11 protein-coding genes are annotated in these 13,464 nt (G+C 69.6%); 7 read left to right on the plus strand and 4 right to left on the minus strand.

Features of this window, described 5'->3' with window-relative positions; genetic code table 11:
* Nucleotides 1-5: 5 nt before the first annotated feature.
* Nucleotides 6-1,256: a cation:proton antiporter gene (locus CSC71_RS08155; protein WP_162373864.1), complete on the minus strand. Its 1,251-nt coding sequence runs from the start codon at nucleotides 1,254-1,256 to the stop codon at nucleotides 6-8.
* A gap of 64 nt (nucleotides 1,257-1,320) precedes the next feature.
* Nucleotides 1,321-3,180, minus strand: a complete 1,860-nt coding sequence (locus CSC71_RS08160; RefSeq protein WP_162373865.1) for an ABC-F family ATP-binding cassette domain-containing protein — start codon at nucleotides 3,178-3,180, stop codon at nucleotides 1,321-1,323.
* A gap of 201 nt (nucleotides 3,181-3,381) precedes the next feature.
* Between CSC71_RS08160 and CSC71_RS08165 the strand changes: the two genes are divergently transcribed.
* Nucleotides 3,382-5,772 carry a TonB-dependent receptor plug domain-containing protein gene (locus tag CSC71_RS08165; protein WP_162373866.1) on the plus strand — a complete coding sequence of 797 codons (2,391 nt, stop codon included), beginning with the start codon at nucleotides 3,382-3,384 and terminating at the stop codon, nucleotides 5,770-5,772.
* Between the two features lie 63 nt (nucleotides 5,773-5,835).
* On the opposite strand, the gene CSC71_RS08170 is transcribed toward CSC71_RS08165, so the two are convergent.
* On the minus strand, nucleotides 5,836-7,482 hold the full coding sequence (locus CSC71_RS08170) for an alpha/beta hydrolase-fold protein (RefSeq protein WP_162373867.1): 1,647 nt from the start codon (nucleotides 7,480-7,482) through the stop codon (nucleotides 5,836-5,838).
* Nucleotides 7,483-7,619: 137 nt separating this feature from the next.
* On the opposite strand from CSC71_RS08170, the gene ybaL reads away from it, so the two are divergent.
* From ybaL to CSC71_RS08195, 5 genes are read left to right on the plus strand one after another with little or no spacing between them, the layout of a single operon-like run.
* Nucleotides 7,620-9,293: a YbaL family putative K(+) efflux transporter gene (gene ybaL / locus CSC71_RS08175; protein ID WP_162373868.1), complete on the plus strand. Its 1,674-nt coding sequence runs from the start codon at nucleotides 7,620-7,622 to the stop codon at nucleotides 9,291-9,293.
* A 42-nt stretch (nucleotides 9,294-9,335) separates the two neighbouring features.
* Nucleotides 9,336-9,746 (plus strand): hypothetical protein, encoded by a 411-nt coding sequence (locus tag CSC71_RS08180; RefSeq protein WP_170295392.1) that lies wholly within the window; start codon nucleotides 9,336-9,338, stop codon nucleotides 9,744-9,746.
* A complete protein-coding gene (locus CSC71_RS08185; RefSeq protein WP_162373870.1) occupies nucleotides 9,746-10,309 on the plus strand; it encodes a nucleoside deaminase in 564 nt (187 codons plus the stop codon). The genes CSC71_RS08180 and CSC71_RS08185 overlap by 1 nt, the downstream gene beginning before the upstream one ends.
* Nucleotides 10,309-11,352, plus strand: coding sequence for a 23S rRNA (cytidine(2498)-2'-O)-methyltransferase RlmM (gene rlmM, locus CSC71_RS08190; protein WP_162373871.1), 1,044 nt, complete (start codon nucleotides 10,309-10,311; stop codon nucleotides 11,350-11,352). Before CSC71_RS08185 ends, rlmM begins: the two co-directional genes overlap by 1 nt.
* Before the next feature lie 11 nt (nucleotides 11,353-11,363).
* Complete coding sequence (locus tag CSC71_RS08195; protein ID WP_162373872.1) at nucleotides 11,364-11,702, plus strand: hypothetical protein; 339 nt, start codon at nucleotides 11,364-11,366, stop codon at nucleotides 11,700-11,702.
* Between the two features lie 16 nt (nucleotides 11,703-11,718).
* Here CSC71_RS08195 and CSC71_RS08200 read toward each other — a convergent pair whose 3' ends face one another.
* Nucleotides 11,719-12,510 (minus strand): SGNH/GDSL hydrolase family protein, encoded by a 792-nt coding sequence (locus CSC71_RS08200; RefSeq protein WP_162373873.1) that lies wholly within the window; start codon nucleotides 12,508-12,510, stop codon nucleotides 11,719-11,721.
* A 228-nt stretch (nucleotides 12,511-12,738) separates the two neighbouring features.
* On the opposite strand from CSC71_RS08200, the gene CSC71_RS08205 reads away from it, so the two are divergent.
* Entirely contained in the window at nucleotides 12,739-13,464 is a 726-nt protein-coding gene (locus CSC71_RS08205; RefSeq protein ID WP_162373874.1) for a hypothetical protein, read from the plus strand.

The following is a 13,464-nucleotide window of genomic DNA, read 5'->3' on the forward strand; positions in this document are numbered from 1 at the left end:
CGGGGTCAAGGATCCGGTGGCGCGGACTTCCCGCCGCCGGCATGCAGTTCCGAGGTTCCCGGGGGAAGCAGCGTCGCGGCCGCACCGCCGGCCGCCGGCGCGCGCGGCTCGCTCGGCTCGTTCTCGATCGGATCGATGTCGAACGGCGAACGGAACACCAGCGACGGCAGCAGGGTATTCAACGCGGCGTACAGCAACAGGCCGCCGAACAACGCGTCGGGCACGGCGAAGCGCGTGCGCAGGACCGCCGCCAGCACCAGGGTGAACACCAGGGTCGGGGTCAGCGCCAACGACACGCGCAGGCTGCTGCGCGCGCTTTCGCCGAACAGCAACCGCCGCTGCACCCAGACCATGCCGATGCGCAGCGGCAGCACCAGCAGGGTCATGGCCAGGCCGATCGCCAGCGCGTCCACGCTCAGCGCCCCGGCCGGCACCTTGGTGCCCGCCTCGAAGAAATAGAACGGCACGAAGAACGAGGCGAACAGGCGCAGCGCGTGCAGGTTGTCGTGCGAGGCCAGCGACGGCATCCGCGCCTGCAGCAGGCGCGCGACCAGGCCGGCGATGAAGGCGCCGACCAGGTAGTACACGCCCAGCTTGTAGGTGATGAAGGCCGCGACCATGCCCACCATCACCAGCAGCGAGAATTCCGAACCCGGCGCGTGCGGCGCCACCCAGCGGCCCATGGCCACGAAGAACAGCGGCAGCCCCGCCAGCATCGCCAGCATGGCCGCGGTGGACAGGCCCATGCGCAGCGGGTCGCCGGCCTGCAGCACCACGAACAACGCGGCCAGGGCGAGGATTTCGCCGGCGATGGCCTTGCTGGTGACCCAGAACCGCTCGTTCGCGTCCAGGCCCAGCCGGGCCAGGGTGTCGAGGATGAAGCCGGTCGAGGGAGTCAGCAGGGCCAGCGCCAGCAACGCCGCCGGCTGCCACGGCAGGTCGAAATAGCGCCACGCCAGCCACGCCGTGCCGGCCAGCGTGGCGCCGCGCACGGCCAGGTGCGCCAGCAGCGGCCACAGGCCGCGGCGCAGTTCGGCCAGGTCGACTTCCAGGCCGGCGAACAGGAACAGCGAGGAAATGCCCAGCGTGGACAGCAGCACGATCACCGGGTCGTGCGTGCGCTCGCCCAGCCACAGCATCGCGCCGATGCCGAACGCCAGGCAGGTCAGCGGCGCCGGGATCTTCCAGCGCTGCAGCGCGCGCGGGATCACCAGCAGGGCGAAGATCAGCAGCAGGTAGACCAGTTCCTTGCTCATGCGGTCCTTCCGTGGGGGGGGGCAGTTCCCGCCAATTCCTAATCGCTGGCGGCTTAGGGAATGGTTAAGCGGCGTCGTACAGCGCCGACCACGCCTGCTCGGCCGCTTCCAGCCCGCGCTGCACGGCTTCGCGCTCGCGGCCCAGTTCGGCCAGCTTCGCCGCATCGGAGAAGAATTGCGGATCGGCCAGCTGCGCGTCGATGGCGGCGAGCTTTTCCTCGAACTTCGCCACCTTCGCCTCGGCCTCGGCCAGCTTGTGCGGGTTCGGCGGTTTCTTCGCCGGCGCGGACACCGGCTTGGGCGGCGGCGCCGGCGCGAGCTCGGCCATCTTCTGCCTGGTGCCCTGCGCCGCCGGGCGCGTGCGCAGCCACGCCGCGTATTCGTCCAGGTCGCCGTCGAACGGCTCGACCGCGCCGTCGGCGACGCGCCAGAACGTGTCGCAGACCAGGCCGATCAGGTGGCGGTCGTGGCTGACCATGACGATGGCGCCGTCGAAGTCGCTCAACGCCTCGGCCAGCGCTTCGCGCATCTCCAGGTCGAGGTGGTTGGTCGGTTCGTCGAGCAGCAGCACGTTCGGCTGCTGCCACGCGATCAGGGACAGCGCCAGGCGCGCGCGTTCGCCGCCCGAGAAGCCGTCGACCGGCTCGAACGCGCGGTCGCCGGGGAAGTTCCACTTGCCGAGGAAATCGCGGAACGCCTGGGTCGGCGCGTCCGGCGAGATCTCGCGGAAGTGGTCGATCGGCGACTGGCCTTCGTGCAGCGACTCGACCGTGTGCTGGGCGAAGTAGCCGATGCGCAGGTCCGGGTGCGCGCTGCGCTCGCCGGCCAGCAGCGACAGCTCGCCGACCAGCGTCTTCACCAGCGTGGTCTTGCCGGCGCCGTTGGGACCGAGCAGGCCGATGCGGTCGCCGGCCTCCAGGCCGAAGCCGACGTCGCGCAGGATCACCGCGTCGCGGCCGTAGCCGGCTTCGCCATGGTTGATGCGGATCAGCGAGTGCGGCAGCTTCGGCGGCGGTGCGAACTCGATGCGGAACTCGCGCTCCACGCGCACCGCCTCGGTGCCGGCGAGCTTGGCCAGCCGCTTCATCCGGCTTTGCGCCTGCCGCGCCTTGCTCGCCTTGGCCTTGAAGCGGTCGATGAAGCTCTGCAGGTGCGCGCGCTCGGCCTGTTCCTTCTCGAACGCGATTTGCTGTTGCCGCAACTGTTCCGCGCGCTGGCGTTCGAAGTCGGTGTAGCCGCCGACGTACAGTTTCGCGCCGCCGCCGTGCAGGTGCAGCGTGTGGGTGGCGACGTTGTCGAGGAACTCGCGGTCGTGCGAGATCAGCAGCAGCGTGCCCGGATACTTCAGCAGCCACTGCTCGAGCCACAGCACCGCGTCCATGTCGAGGTGGTTGGTCGGCTCGTCGAGCAGCAGCAGGTCCGACGGCATCATCAGCGCGCGGGCCAGGTTCAGGCGCACGCGCCAGCCGCCGGAGAACGCCGACACCGGCCTGCGATGGGTGTCGGCGGGGAAGCCGAGGCCGTGCAGCAGCCGGCCGGCGCGCGCCTCGGCGTCGTAGCCGTTGAGTTCGGCGATGCGCAGGTGCGCGGCGGCGACCGCGTCCCAGTCCTCGGCGGCAGTGGCATCGGCCTCGGCCTTCAGCGCCGCGGCGACCTCGGTGTCGCCGCCCAGCACGAAGTCGATCGCGGCGTCCGGCAGCGACGGGGTTTCCTGCGCGACGCTGGCGATGCGCAGGCGGCCGGAAACCTCGATGTCGCCCTTGTCCGCCTCGATTTCGCCGCGCAGCGCGGCGAACAGGCTGGACTTGCCGGCACCGTTGCGCCCGACCACGCCGACCCTGTAGCCCGCGTGCAGGGCCAGGTCGACGTTGGACAGCAGCAGGCGTTCGCCCCGGCGCAGGGCGAAATTGCGGAAGGAAATCATCGGGATTGCTGGCTAATAACCGGAAAGAATATGCAGATGAACAGGATTCCTGCGACGCAATTCTATCGCTTAACCATTATTTGACTTCGGTGCCCCGGGTTCGAACCGCCTCATGGCGACACGATTCGACCCGCCCGGCCCGGCGACCCGACCTGGCGCCGGTGCCCGCTCCCCCTCCCCCCTCGTTTCCGGAGTCCTTCCATGCCCCGCAAGATTTCCCCGCTGGCTTCCGCCATCGCCGCCGCCCTGATCGCCGCCCCCGCCTTCGCCCAGGACGGCGCCGCGGACAGGCAAGCCAGCACGCTGGACACGGTGATCGTCACCGGCACCCGCGTCAGCGACCGCACCGTCGCCGAATCGCAGTCGCCGATCGACATCATCACCCCCGAAGCGCTGCAATCCACCGGCACCACCGAACTGGCCACCGCGCTGGCGCGCGCGCTGCCGTCGCTGAACTTCCCGCGCCCGGCCATCACCGACGGCACCAGCGGCGTGCGCCCGGCGCAGCTGCGCGGGCTGTCGCCGGACCAGGTGCTGGTGCTGGTCAACGGCAAGCGCCGCCACGTCTCGGCGCTGGTCAACGTCAACGGCACCATCGGCCGCGGTTCGTCGGCGGTGGACCTGAACGCGATCCCGGTTTCCGCCATCGAACGCGTCGAAGTGCTGCGCGACGGCGCCTCGGCGCAATACGGTTCCGACGCCATCGCCGGCGTGGTCAACATCGTGCTGAAGGGCTCGGGCAAGGGCGGCAGCCTGGCGGTCGACGCCGGCCAGTATTCGGCCGGCGACGGCGCGCTGCTGCAACTGTCCGGCGACGCCGGCGTCGGCTTCGCCGACGGCCGCGGCCAGCTGCACGTGGCCGCGCAGCTGGCCAGGCAGGATGAAACCGACCGCGCCGGCCCGTACCAGGGCACCGCGCCGAACACCGGCAACAACCCCGACGTCGGCGAAGTCGCCTTCGTCTACGGCGACCCCAAGGTCGATGCCGGCGTCGTGTCCGCCAACGCCGCCTTCGACTTCAGCGACAACGCCAGCGCCTACGCCACCGCGATCGCCGGCAACCGCGACATCACCTCGTTCGCGTTCTACCGTTCGCCGAACCACAGCGGCCAGGGCGCGTTGCTGGCGCAGGTCTACCCCGACGGCTACGTGCCGGAGATCAACCAGCTGTCGCAGGACCGCTCGCTGGTGCTTGGCGCGAAAGGCGGCACCGACGGCGGCTGGAACTGGGACGTCAGCTACGACTACGGCTACAACCACCTGTTCTTCCACACCCAGAACAGCATCAACTACAGCCTGGGCGCGGACAGCCCGTCGCGCTTCTACGACGGCGCGCTGGAATACACCCAGAACGCGCTGAACGCGGATTTCTCGAAGACCCTCGACTGGGGCCTGGCCTATCCGGCGACGCTGTCGTTCGGCGCCGAATACCGCGAAGAGAAGTGGAACCAGTCGCCGGGCCATCCGGATTCCTACACCGGTTCGGGCGCGCAGGGCTTCGCCGGCTTCACCCCGCTCAACGCCGTGCATTCGGACCGCCACAACTACGCCGTGTACGCCGGGCTGGAAGCCGACATCACCGACAGGTTCTCCGCCGGCGCCGCCGGACGCTACGAGGACTACTCGGACTTCGGCAGCGAAACCTCCGGCAAGCTGTCGGCGCGCTACGCCTTCAGCGACAAGGTCGCGCTGCGCGGCCCCGTGGCCAGCGGTTTCCGCGCGCCGTCGCTGGCGCAGCAGAACTACCAGGCGGTGACCAGCAACTCCGTCAACGGCCAGTTCTTCGAATCCGGCACCTTCCCCGCCGCCAGCGCCGCCGCGCAGGCGCTGGGCGCCGACCCGCTGCGGGCGGAAACCTCGCTGTCGTCCGGGCTGGGCCTGGTGCTGCAGCCGGTCGACCGCCTGTACGTGACCATCGACGCCTACCGGATCGGGATCGACGACCGCATCGTGCTGTCGTCGAACATCCCGCTGGCCGGCAACGCCGCCGCGCAGGAACTGCTGGCCGGCCTCGGCATCAACGGCGTCACCAGCGCGCGCTACTTCACCAACGCCATCGACACCACCACCAAGGGCGTCGACCTCGTCGGCACCTACGCGCTGCCGCTGCAGTCCGGCACGCTGAACCTGACCGCCGGCTACAACTACAACAAGACCGAGGTGACGCGCGTGGCGCCGAACCCGGAGGAACTGGAGGCGCTGGGCGCCAACCTGGAGCGCATCGGCCGCGACGAACGCGGCCGCATCGAGGAAGGCTTCCCGCGCGACAAGCTGGCGCTGGGCGCGGCCTGGAACCTGCAGCGCTGGGACTTCAATCTCGGCGCGACCCGCTACGGCGAGTTCACCACCCGCAATTCCAGCAACCCGGCCAACGACCAGACCTACGGCGCCAAGTGGCTGCTGGACGCGTCCGTCGCGTTCAAGGCGGACGCGAACTGGACGCTGACCATCGGCGGCGACAACATCCTCGACGAGTACCCGGACGAAACGATCTTCGCCAACTCCAACAGCGGCCAGTTCCCCTACAGCAGCCAGTCGCCGACCGGCTTCAACGGCGCCTACCTGTACGCGCGCGCCGCCTACAAGTGGTGAGCCGAACCCGGCGCGACGGAACGGGAACCCCCGCATCCGCGGGGGTTCCCGCCTTGTCCCGGTTCAGTGCGCGGCCCCGGCCTCGGGCTGCGTCCGCACCGGCGGCCTGAGCGCGGAACCGGGCCGCGCGACGGCCCACATCTCCCACGCGATCCTCTTCGCCAGCGCCTGGCGGTCGTCGCCCTCGGCGTACAGGTCGAAATGGCTGCGACCGGGGACGAAGCGCACCTCGGCCTTCGCGCCGAGGCCGTCCAGCACTTCCTTCAGCCTGCGCGCGGCGCCATCCAGGTAGAAGGTGTCGGCGTCGCCGACGATGACGTGGATCTTGCCGTCCAGGTCCGGCTTCAGCGCCGGCCACTGCGTCTTCAGCCGGTAGGCGATGTCGTAATGCTCGCGCCAGTACGCGGCGACCTGCGGATCGACCGCGCCGCTGTCGCGATCGAACATCGGCTGCGGCCGGCCGTCCGCGCCGCGCGGCGAGAACACCCAGTCGAACGAGGCCATCTGCCCGCCGTATTCGCCGAGCACGCGCTCGAGTCTGGCGAACTGTTCGAACGTGGCCATCACCTTGCCGTCGCCGCGCACCAGCGGATACGCCGAGCCGTCCGGCTTGCGGTAGACGTTCGCGTTGGCCGCGTAGATGTCGGGGCCGGTGAAGTCGCGGAAGTCGCTGGAATCGGGCGAAGTCGACCAGGTGCCGCCGAACAGCTTCGGGTACGCCACCTGCAGCCACAGCGTGGCCCAGCCGCCGGACGAATGCCCGGTGAGGAAGCGCCCGGACGGCTTGCCGTCCATGCGGTACTGCGTTTCCAGCCACGGGATCAGTTCTTCGGTCAGCGCCCGGCCCCACGGGCCGTTGTTGACCGAATCGGCGAACTCGTGGGTGCCGGTGGGGCCGGATTCGTCCAGGAACACCCAGACCATCGGCGGGATCTGCCCTTCGGCCATCGCGCCGTAGTACATCGCCGCGCTGGCGCTCAGGCGGTCGAAATTGCCGCCGAAGCCGTGGGTGAAGTAGACGGTGGGATAGCGGCCCTCGCCCGTTGCGTAATCCGGCGGCAGCAGCACCCAGCCGCGCATGCGCACCTCGCGGCCCCAGAACGCGGCCAGCGCCGGGCTGGCGAATGCGAAGGGCTTGGCGTGCTCGCGCGCGGCGTCGAGGTGCTTCTTCGTGGCTTCGCTCATCGCCTGCGCCGGCATCTGCCACGGCCCGCCGCGCGCCGGCAGGGTTTCGTCCAGCGACAGGACCGGCGGCTTCTTCGCCGGCAGTCGCGTCGCGACGACCTTGCTGACCAGGTCGCCGGCGCCGCGGCCGCCGTAGTTGTAGTCGTGGTTGCGGTCGAGCACCGCCTGCAGGTAGTAGTCGCCCTTCGGCAGCGCCGAGAAGCCGGCGGGGAACGCCAGCGCGTCGGTATCCAGCGCGACCGCGCCGCCCGGCGCCAGGTGCGCGACCTCGGTCGCGGCGACGCTGACCAGGGTTGGCCGGGAAAGGCTGGCATCGACCTTGTCGACCTTGCCGTCCTTCGCCATCGCCTCCGCCTCGGCGGCGGGGATCGCGAACACCAGCAGCCGGCCCGCGGCCGGTTGCGCCATCGACGCGTCCAGGCGCACCTGCACCGGGTTCGCCGCCACCGCCGCGAACGCCGGCAGCGACAGCAACAACAGGAGTGCGGCGCGCTTCGCCAGCGCGCTTGCTTGCGTGTCCACCATGACCATCCCCTCGTCGGATTCTCCGCGGCCGAGTCTGGCCATGGCCCCGGCGCGAGTCAAACGCCACGGGCCGCGGAGGTTTGCGGCGGAACCCGCGCATCGGCGACACTGCGCCTCCTGCAATACGAAACCGACCGATGCACCACGACACCGACCTGATCAGCATCATCGCGGTGGGCCTGGCCGTGGCCTTCGTGCTCGGCGCGCTCGCCAACCGGTTGCGGCTGTCGCCGCTGGTCGGCTACCTGCTGGCCGGCGTGGTGGTCGGCCCGTTCACCCCCGGCTTCATCGCCGACCAGGCGCTGGCCAACCAGTTGTCGGAAATCGGCGTGATGCTGCTGATGTTCGGCGTGGGCCTGCACTTCTCGCTGGAAGACCTGCTGGAAGTGAGGACCATCGCGATCCCCGGCGCGATCGCGCAGATCGCCGTCGCCACGCTGCTCGGCTGGGCGCTGGCCTGGGGCATGGGCTGGAACCCGTTCGAGGGCTTCGTGTTCGGTCTGGCGCTGTCGGTGGCCAGCACCGTGGTCGTGCTGCGCGCGCTGGAGGAACGCCGCCTGCTCGACACCCGGCGCGGGCGCATCGCGATCGGCTGGCTGATCGTCGAGGACCTGGCGATGGTGCTGGCGCTGGTGTTCCTGCCGGTGCTGGCCTCGGCCGCGCACGGCGACGGCGGCAGCCTGGCCGGCACGCTGAAGTCGCTGGCGTGGACGCTGCTCAAGCTGGGCCTGTTCGTCGCATTCATGCTGCTGGTCGGCCGCCGCGCCATCCCGTGGACGCTGGCGCGCGTGGCGCACACCGGCCTGCGCGAACTGTTCACCCTGTGCGTGCTGGCGATCGCGCTGGGCGTGGCCTTCGTGTCGGCGCAGCTGTTCGGCGTGTCGTTCGCGCTGGGCGCGTTCTTCGCCGGCATGCTGCTCAACGAGTCGGAACTGAGCCACAAGGCCGCCGCCGACTCGCTGCCGCTGCGCGACGCATTCGCGGTGCTGTTCTTCGTCTCGGTCGGCATGCTGTTCGACCCGCGCGTGCTGCTCGATCACCCGTGGCAGGTGCTGGCGGTGCTGGGCATCATCCTGGTCGGGCAGTCGCTGGCCGCGTACGTGCTGGTGCGCGCGTTCCGCCAGCCGAAGCTGACCGCGCTGACCGTGGCGGTCAGCCTGGCGCAGATCGGCGAATTCTCCTTCATCCTCGCCGCGCTCGGCCTGGAGCTGGGCATCCTGCCGAAGGCCGGCCACGACCTGATCCTGGCCGGCGCCCTGCTGTCGATCATCGCCAACCCGCTGATGTTCGCCGCGGTCGACCGCTGGCAGGCGAAACAGGAGGCCGAAGCGCCGCGGCCGGCCGAACCCGAAGCGCCGCCCGGCCCTTCGCTGGAACTGAGCGATCACGCCATCGTGATCGGCTATGGCCGGGTCGGCAGTTCGCTGGTGCGCGTGCTGCGCGAACGCGGCGTGCCGGTGATCGTCATCGACGACAACCGCGACCACGTCGAACACGCGCATGCCGCCGGCATCCCCGCGATCCGCGGCAGCGCCGCCGCCGACAAGGTGCTGGCCGAAGCGCACCCCGATCGCGCCAAGATCGTGGTGCTGGCGATCCCGCAGCCGCTGGAGGCCGGCGAGGCCATCGCCAAGCTGCGCGCGATCAACCCGTCGCTGACCCTGCTGGCGCGCGCGCACAGCGACGCCGAGGTGAAGCACCTGCTGGAGCACGGCGCCGACGGCGCGGTGATGGCCGAGCGCGAACTGGCCTACTCGCTGGCCGAAATGGTGATGGCCACGCCGCCCTACCGCGCGCTGCGCCGCACCTGACTTAGAATTTCCGCATCGCCCGCCGCGACCAAGGAGATGCCCATGCGCCGGATGCTTGCCCTGCTCCTCGTGCTGGCGCTGGCCGCCTGCGCCGCGCCGGAAGCCGCGCCGCCCGCCGGAACCGCGGCGGCACCCGCCGAAATGACGCCGTTGCCGGCCCCACCGCCGCAAGCCGACGCGCCGGCGCGGGTCAGGTCGGGCAAGGTCGAGCTCGACCTCACGTGCCGGACCGACGCCGACTGCGCGGTCAAGGACGTCGGCAACTGCTGCGGCTACTACCCGATGTGCGTCAACAAGGACAGCCCCACCGACCCCGCCGGCGTGCAGGCGGAATGCCGCGCCAGCGGCCGCGTCGGCGTGTGCGGCTTCAGGAACATCGACTCGTGCAAGTGCGTCGCGAACCGGTGCGAAAGCGCGGGCGTGGTGATGGAAAACGCGGTGCCGGTGCGCTGATGCTGTACGCGCAGGTCCATCTCACGCTGCCGGCATGGGTGCACGAACGCATCGACGCCGCGGCGACGTATCCCGGCGACGAGGACAAGGTCGCGCTGGCGATCGAACTGGCGCGCATCAACGTCGAGGCGGCGAGCGGCGGGCCGTTCGGCGCGGCCGTGTTCGACCCGCAGCACCGCATCGTCTCGGTCGGCGTCAACCGCGTGGTGCCGCAGAACGCGTCGCTGGCGCACGCCGAGAACATGGCCTTCCTGCTGGCGCAGCAACGCCTGCAGGCGTTCCGCATCAACGACCGCTACGACGGCCCGGTGACGCTGGCGACCTCGGCGCAACCGTGCTGCCAATGCTATGGCGCGACGGTCTGGGCCGGCGTCGACCGCCTGCTGATCGGCGCGCGCGCCGAGGACGTGATGGAGCTGACCGAATTCGACGAAGGCCCGCTGCCCGCCGACTGGATCGGCGAACTGGAGAAGCGCGGCATCGAGGTCGTGCGCGACATCCGGCGCGAGCAGGCGCGCGCAGTGCTGCGCGCCTACGGCGAGCACGGCGGCCAGCGCTATTGATGGACGGCCTGCTGTGCTACTGCCGCCAGGGCTTCGAGCCGGAACTGGCGGCCGAGCTGACCGAGCGCGCCGCACAGGCCGGCATCGCCGGCTATGCGCGCGCCAGCCGCAACGACGGCTACGCGGTGTTCGCCAGCGACGACGCGCGCATCGCTTCCGCCTTGCGCTGGCGCGAGCTGGTCTTCGCGCGGCAGAAGCTCGCGCTGATCGCCGAACTGCGCGGCCTGGACCCGAAGGACCGCATCGCGCCGATGCTGGAGGCGATGCGCGGACGCGGGCGTTTCGGCGACGCATGGGTGGAGCATCCGGACTCCGACGCCGCCAAGCCGCTGGCCGGCCTCGCGCGCAGTTTCGGCAACGCGCTGCGGCCGGCGTTGCGCAAGGCCGGGCTGCTGACCGAGAAGGAGAATCCGAAGCTGCCGCGCCTGCACGTGACCTTCGTCGATGGCGACCACGCTTTCCTCGCCGTCGCCGATCCGGCCGACAGCGCGCCGTGGCCGCTCGGCATCCCGCGGCTGAAGCTGCTGCCGGACGCGCCATCGCGTTCGGCGCTGAAGCTGGAAGAAGCCTTCCTCGTCCTGCTCGACGCGCGCGAACGCGAAGCGTTGCTGAAACCGGGCATGGCCGCCGCCGACCTCGGCGCCGCGCCGGGCGGCTGGACCTGGGTGCTGACCCGGCACGGCATCCGCGTCAGCAGCATCGACAACGGCCCGCTGCGCCAGCACGTGCTCGACACCGGGCTGGTCACGCACCTGCGCGAGGACGGTTTCCACTGGCAACCGCCGCGGCCGCTGGACTGGATGGTCTGCGACATGGTCGAACAGCCGCGCCGCGTGGCCGAGCGCATGGCCGCGTGGTTCCGCGAAGGCTGGTGCCGGCACGCGGTGTTCAACCTGAAACTGCCGATGAAGAAGCGCTGGGACGAAACCCGGCTTTGCCTGGACCTGTTCGCGCAGAAGGCCGGCAAGCCGCTGACCGCGCGCGCGAAACAGCTTTACCATGATCGCGAAGAGATCACCGTGTTTGCGACGCCAAGGCAATGAGGAAACCGGAAATGGCAAGCTCCTGGATCGCCGTCGCGGCGCCCTACCTGCCGGATATCATCCGCATGGCCAAGCCGCTGTTCACGCGCACGCCGCCGCAGGCGGACAATTCGCAGCAGCTGCGCATCGACATACTCAACGAGCAGATCGCGGAGTTGCAGAACGCCGCCGCGACCAACGCCGATTCGATCGGCAAGCTTGCCGCGGACATGCAGAAGACGCTGGAGGTGCTGCAGCTCGGCGCGGAGCGGGTCGAGAAGCGGGTACAGTCGGCCCAGTTGCTTGCGTGGATCTCGGTGACCGCGGCGTTGCTGTCGTTCGGGCTGGCGGCGTACGCGTTGGCGTCCTGACCGCACAGCGCCCTGTTCAATCTTCCTTCAACGCGGCATCGATGGCCTTCTGCGCCAGCGGCGCCATCACCCTGTAGCCCTCCGGCGTCGGATGCACGCCGTCGGCCGCGAGCTTCGGATCGAGGCCGCCCTCGGCGTTGGCCATCGCCGAGTGGTAATCGAGATAAACCAGCCCTTTGTCCTTCGCGTACTGGCGGATCCATTCGTTGAGCGCGCGGATCTTCGCGGCGGGTTTGTAGCCGGGTCGCCACGGATAGGCGCTGGCGGGCAGGACCGAGGCGAGGACAGCACGGATGCCGTTGGCCTTGGCGAGCTCCACCATCGAGCGCAGGTTGTCCTCGATCATGTCGAGCGACGCGGGACCGGTGTTGCCGGCGATGTCGTTGGTGCCGGCGAGGATGACGACGGCTGCGGGCTTGAGTTCGATGACGTCCTGGCGGAAGCGCAGCAGCATCTGCGCGGTGGTCTGCCCGGAGATGCCGCGGTTGACGTAGGGCTTGCCGGGGAAGAATTCGGTGCCGTCGACGCGGCCCCAGCCGTCGGTGATGGAGTCGCCGTAGAACACGACCCTGCCCTCTTCCTCTGCCGGCAGCCTGGCGTTGTCGTCGCGGTAGCGGGCGAGTTGCGGCCAGTCGAGCAGCTTCTTCTGCATCCACGCGATCTTTTCCTGGTCCAGCGAGGATGGATCGGCGACGTAGTTCGGTTCGACCGAAGGCGGCTGATCGTCCGGTTCGGCCTGCTGCCCGTGCACAGGAAAAGTGGCGACTGCCACAAGGAATGCGATTATCGCCAACGACGAAAATTTCATGCCGCCCCCGAAAGATTCGAAAATTCGTAGAACCATTGAAGCATAGGGCGGGTCATGGCCCGCCATTGAGCATCCTGCAAGATCGCGCAAGGCGGGTCGAGACCCGCCCTACCAGTTCTGACCAGCATTCATTTTCAACGCCATACCTGACCATTCAGAACAGCAATATCCGGTCTCACTCTCTGCAACCTCGCCATGGCAAGCTATCCGCCTAGTGGAGGCCCCGCCATGCAGAACCCCATCGAACTCAAGAACCCCGCCGCGTTCGCCGACGAATTCCTGCGCCTGACCCTGCTGCAGGGCTTCCAGTCGCTGACCAAGCGCGACCTGGAACTGCTGATCTTCGTCCTGCTGGAACGCGACGGCGCCATCGGCCGCGACGAAGGCAACGCCGCCGTCGCCGCGAAACTGCGCGTCACCCCGGCCAAGGTCAAGGCGCTGCGCCGCGACGGCTACGCCCGCTGGCGCGCCCTCGTGCCCGAGGACGACGACACCGCGCTGCGCCGCATCGTCGCCAACGTGCTGACCGAGGCCAACCTGCGCAGCGGCGCCAAGCACGTCAGCGAACGCAGCCGCAAGGACGGCTTCCTCGCCGTGCGCATCGAACACCCCGACGACGCCCAGCGCTTCGACCAGGCCATCCTCGACGTCGGCGCGCTGCCGGTGTACGAACGCAACCGCGAAGTCGTCGCGGTGCGCTTCGACACGCTGCTCAAGATCGCCGAGAAATGGGGTTACCTGCAGCCGGACGCCGGGAAGATCGCGAAGGAACTGAAGAAGCTCGCCCCGGCCTCCGAGGAGGTCGCCGACCTGCTGAAGAAGGACATCACCAAACTGCGCTGGGAAGACGCGCGCAACGCGCTCAACAGCCTCGGCGCCAAGGCGATCGCCAGCACCGCCGAGGGCGGATTGAAGGGACTGCTGAAGATCGTGTTTCCCTTCATCCCCGGCTGA

The organism is Pseudoxanthomonas sangjuensis (assembly GCF_010211755.1).
GTDB classification, from domain to species: domain Bacteria; phylum Pseudomonadota; class Gammaproteobacteria; order Xanthomonadales; family Xanthomonadaceae; genus Pseudoxanthomonas_A; species Pseudoxanthomonas_A sangjuensis.

Excerpts from the sequence above, each read along its gene's own strand:
- CSC71_RS08200 (WP_162373873.1), bottom strand. The coding sequence starts at position 12,510 with ATGAAATTTTCGTCGTTGGCGATAATCGCATTCCTTGTGGCAGTCGCC.
- CSC71_RS08170 (WP_162373867.1), bottom strand. The coding sequence starts at position 7,482 with ATGGTGGACACGCAAGCAAGCGCGCTGGCGAAGCGCGCCGCACTCCTG.
- CSC71_RS08180 (WP_170295392.1), top strand. The coding sequence starts at position 9,336 with ATGCGCCGGATGCTTGCCCTGCTCCTCGTGCTGGCGCTGGCCGCCTGC.
- CSC71_RS08155 (WP_162373864.1), bottom strand. The coding sequence starts at position 1,256 with ATGAGCAAGGAACTGGTCTACCTGCTGCTGATCTTCGCCCTGCTGGTG.
- CSC71_RS08185 (WP_162373870.1), top strand. The coding sequence starts at position 9,746 with ATGCTGTACGCGCAGGTCCATCTCACGCTGCCGGCATGGGTGCACGAA.
- CSC71_RS08160 (WP_162373865.1), bottom strand. The coding sequence starts at position 3,180 with ATGATTTCCTTCCGCAATTTCGCCCTGCGCCGGGGCGAACGCCTGCTG.
- CSC71_RS08165 (WP_162373866.1), top strand. The coding sequence starts at position 3,382 with ATGCCCCGCAAGATTTCCCCGCTGGCTTCCGCCATCGCCGCCGCCCTG.
- rlmM (WP_162373871.1), top strand. The coding sequence starts at position 10,309 with ATGGACGGCCTGCTGTGCTACTGCCGCCAGGGCTTCGAGCCGGAACTG.
- CSC71_RS08205 (WP_162373874.1), top strand. The coding sequence starts at position 12,739 with ATGCAGAACCCCATCGAACTCAAGAACCCCGCCGCGTTCGCCGACGAA.
- ybaL (WP_162373868.1), top strand. The coding sequence starts at position 7,620 with ATGCACCACGACACCGACCTGATCAGCATCATCGCGGTGGGCCTGGCC.
- CSC71_RS08195 (WP_162373872.1), top strand. The coding sequence starts at position 11,364 with ATGGCAAGCTCCTGGATCGCCGTCGCGGCGCCCTACCTGCCGGATATC.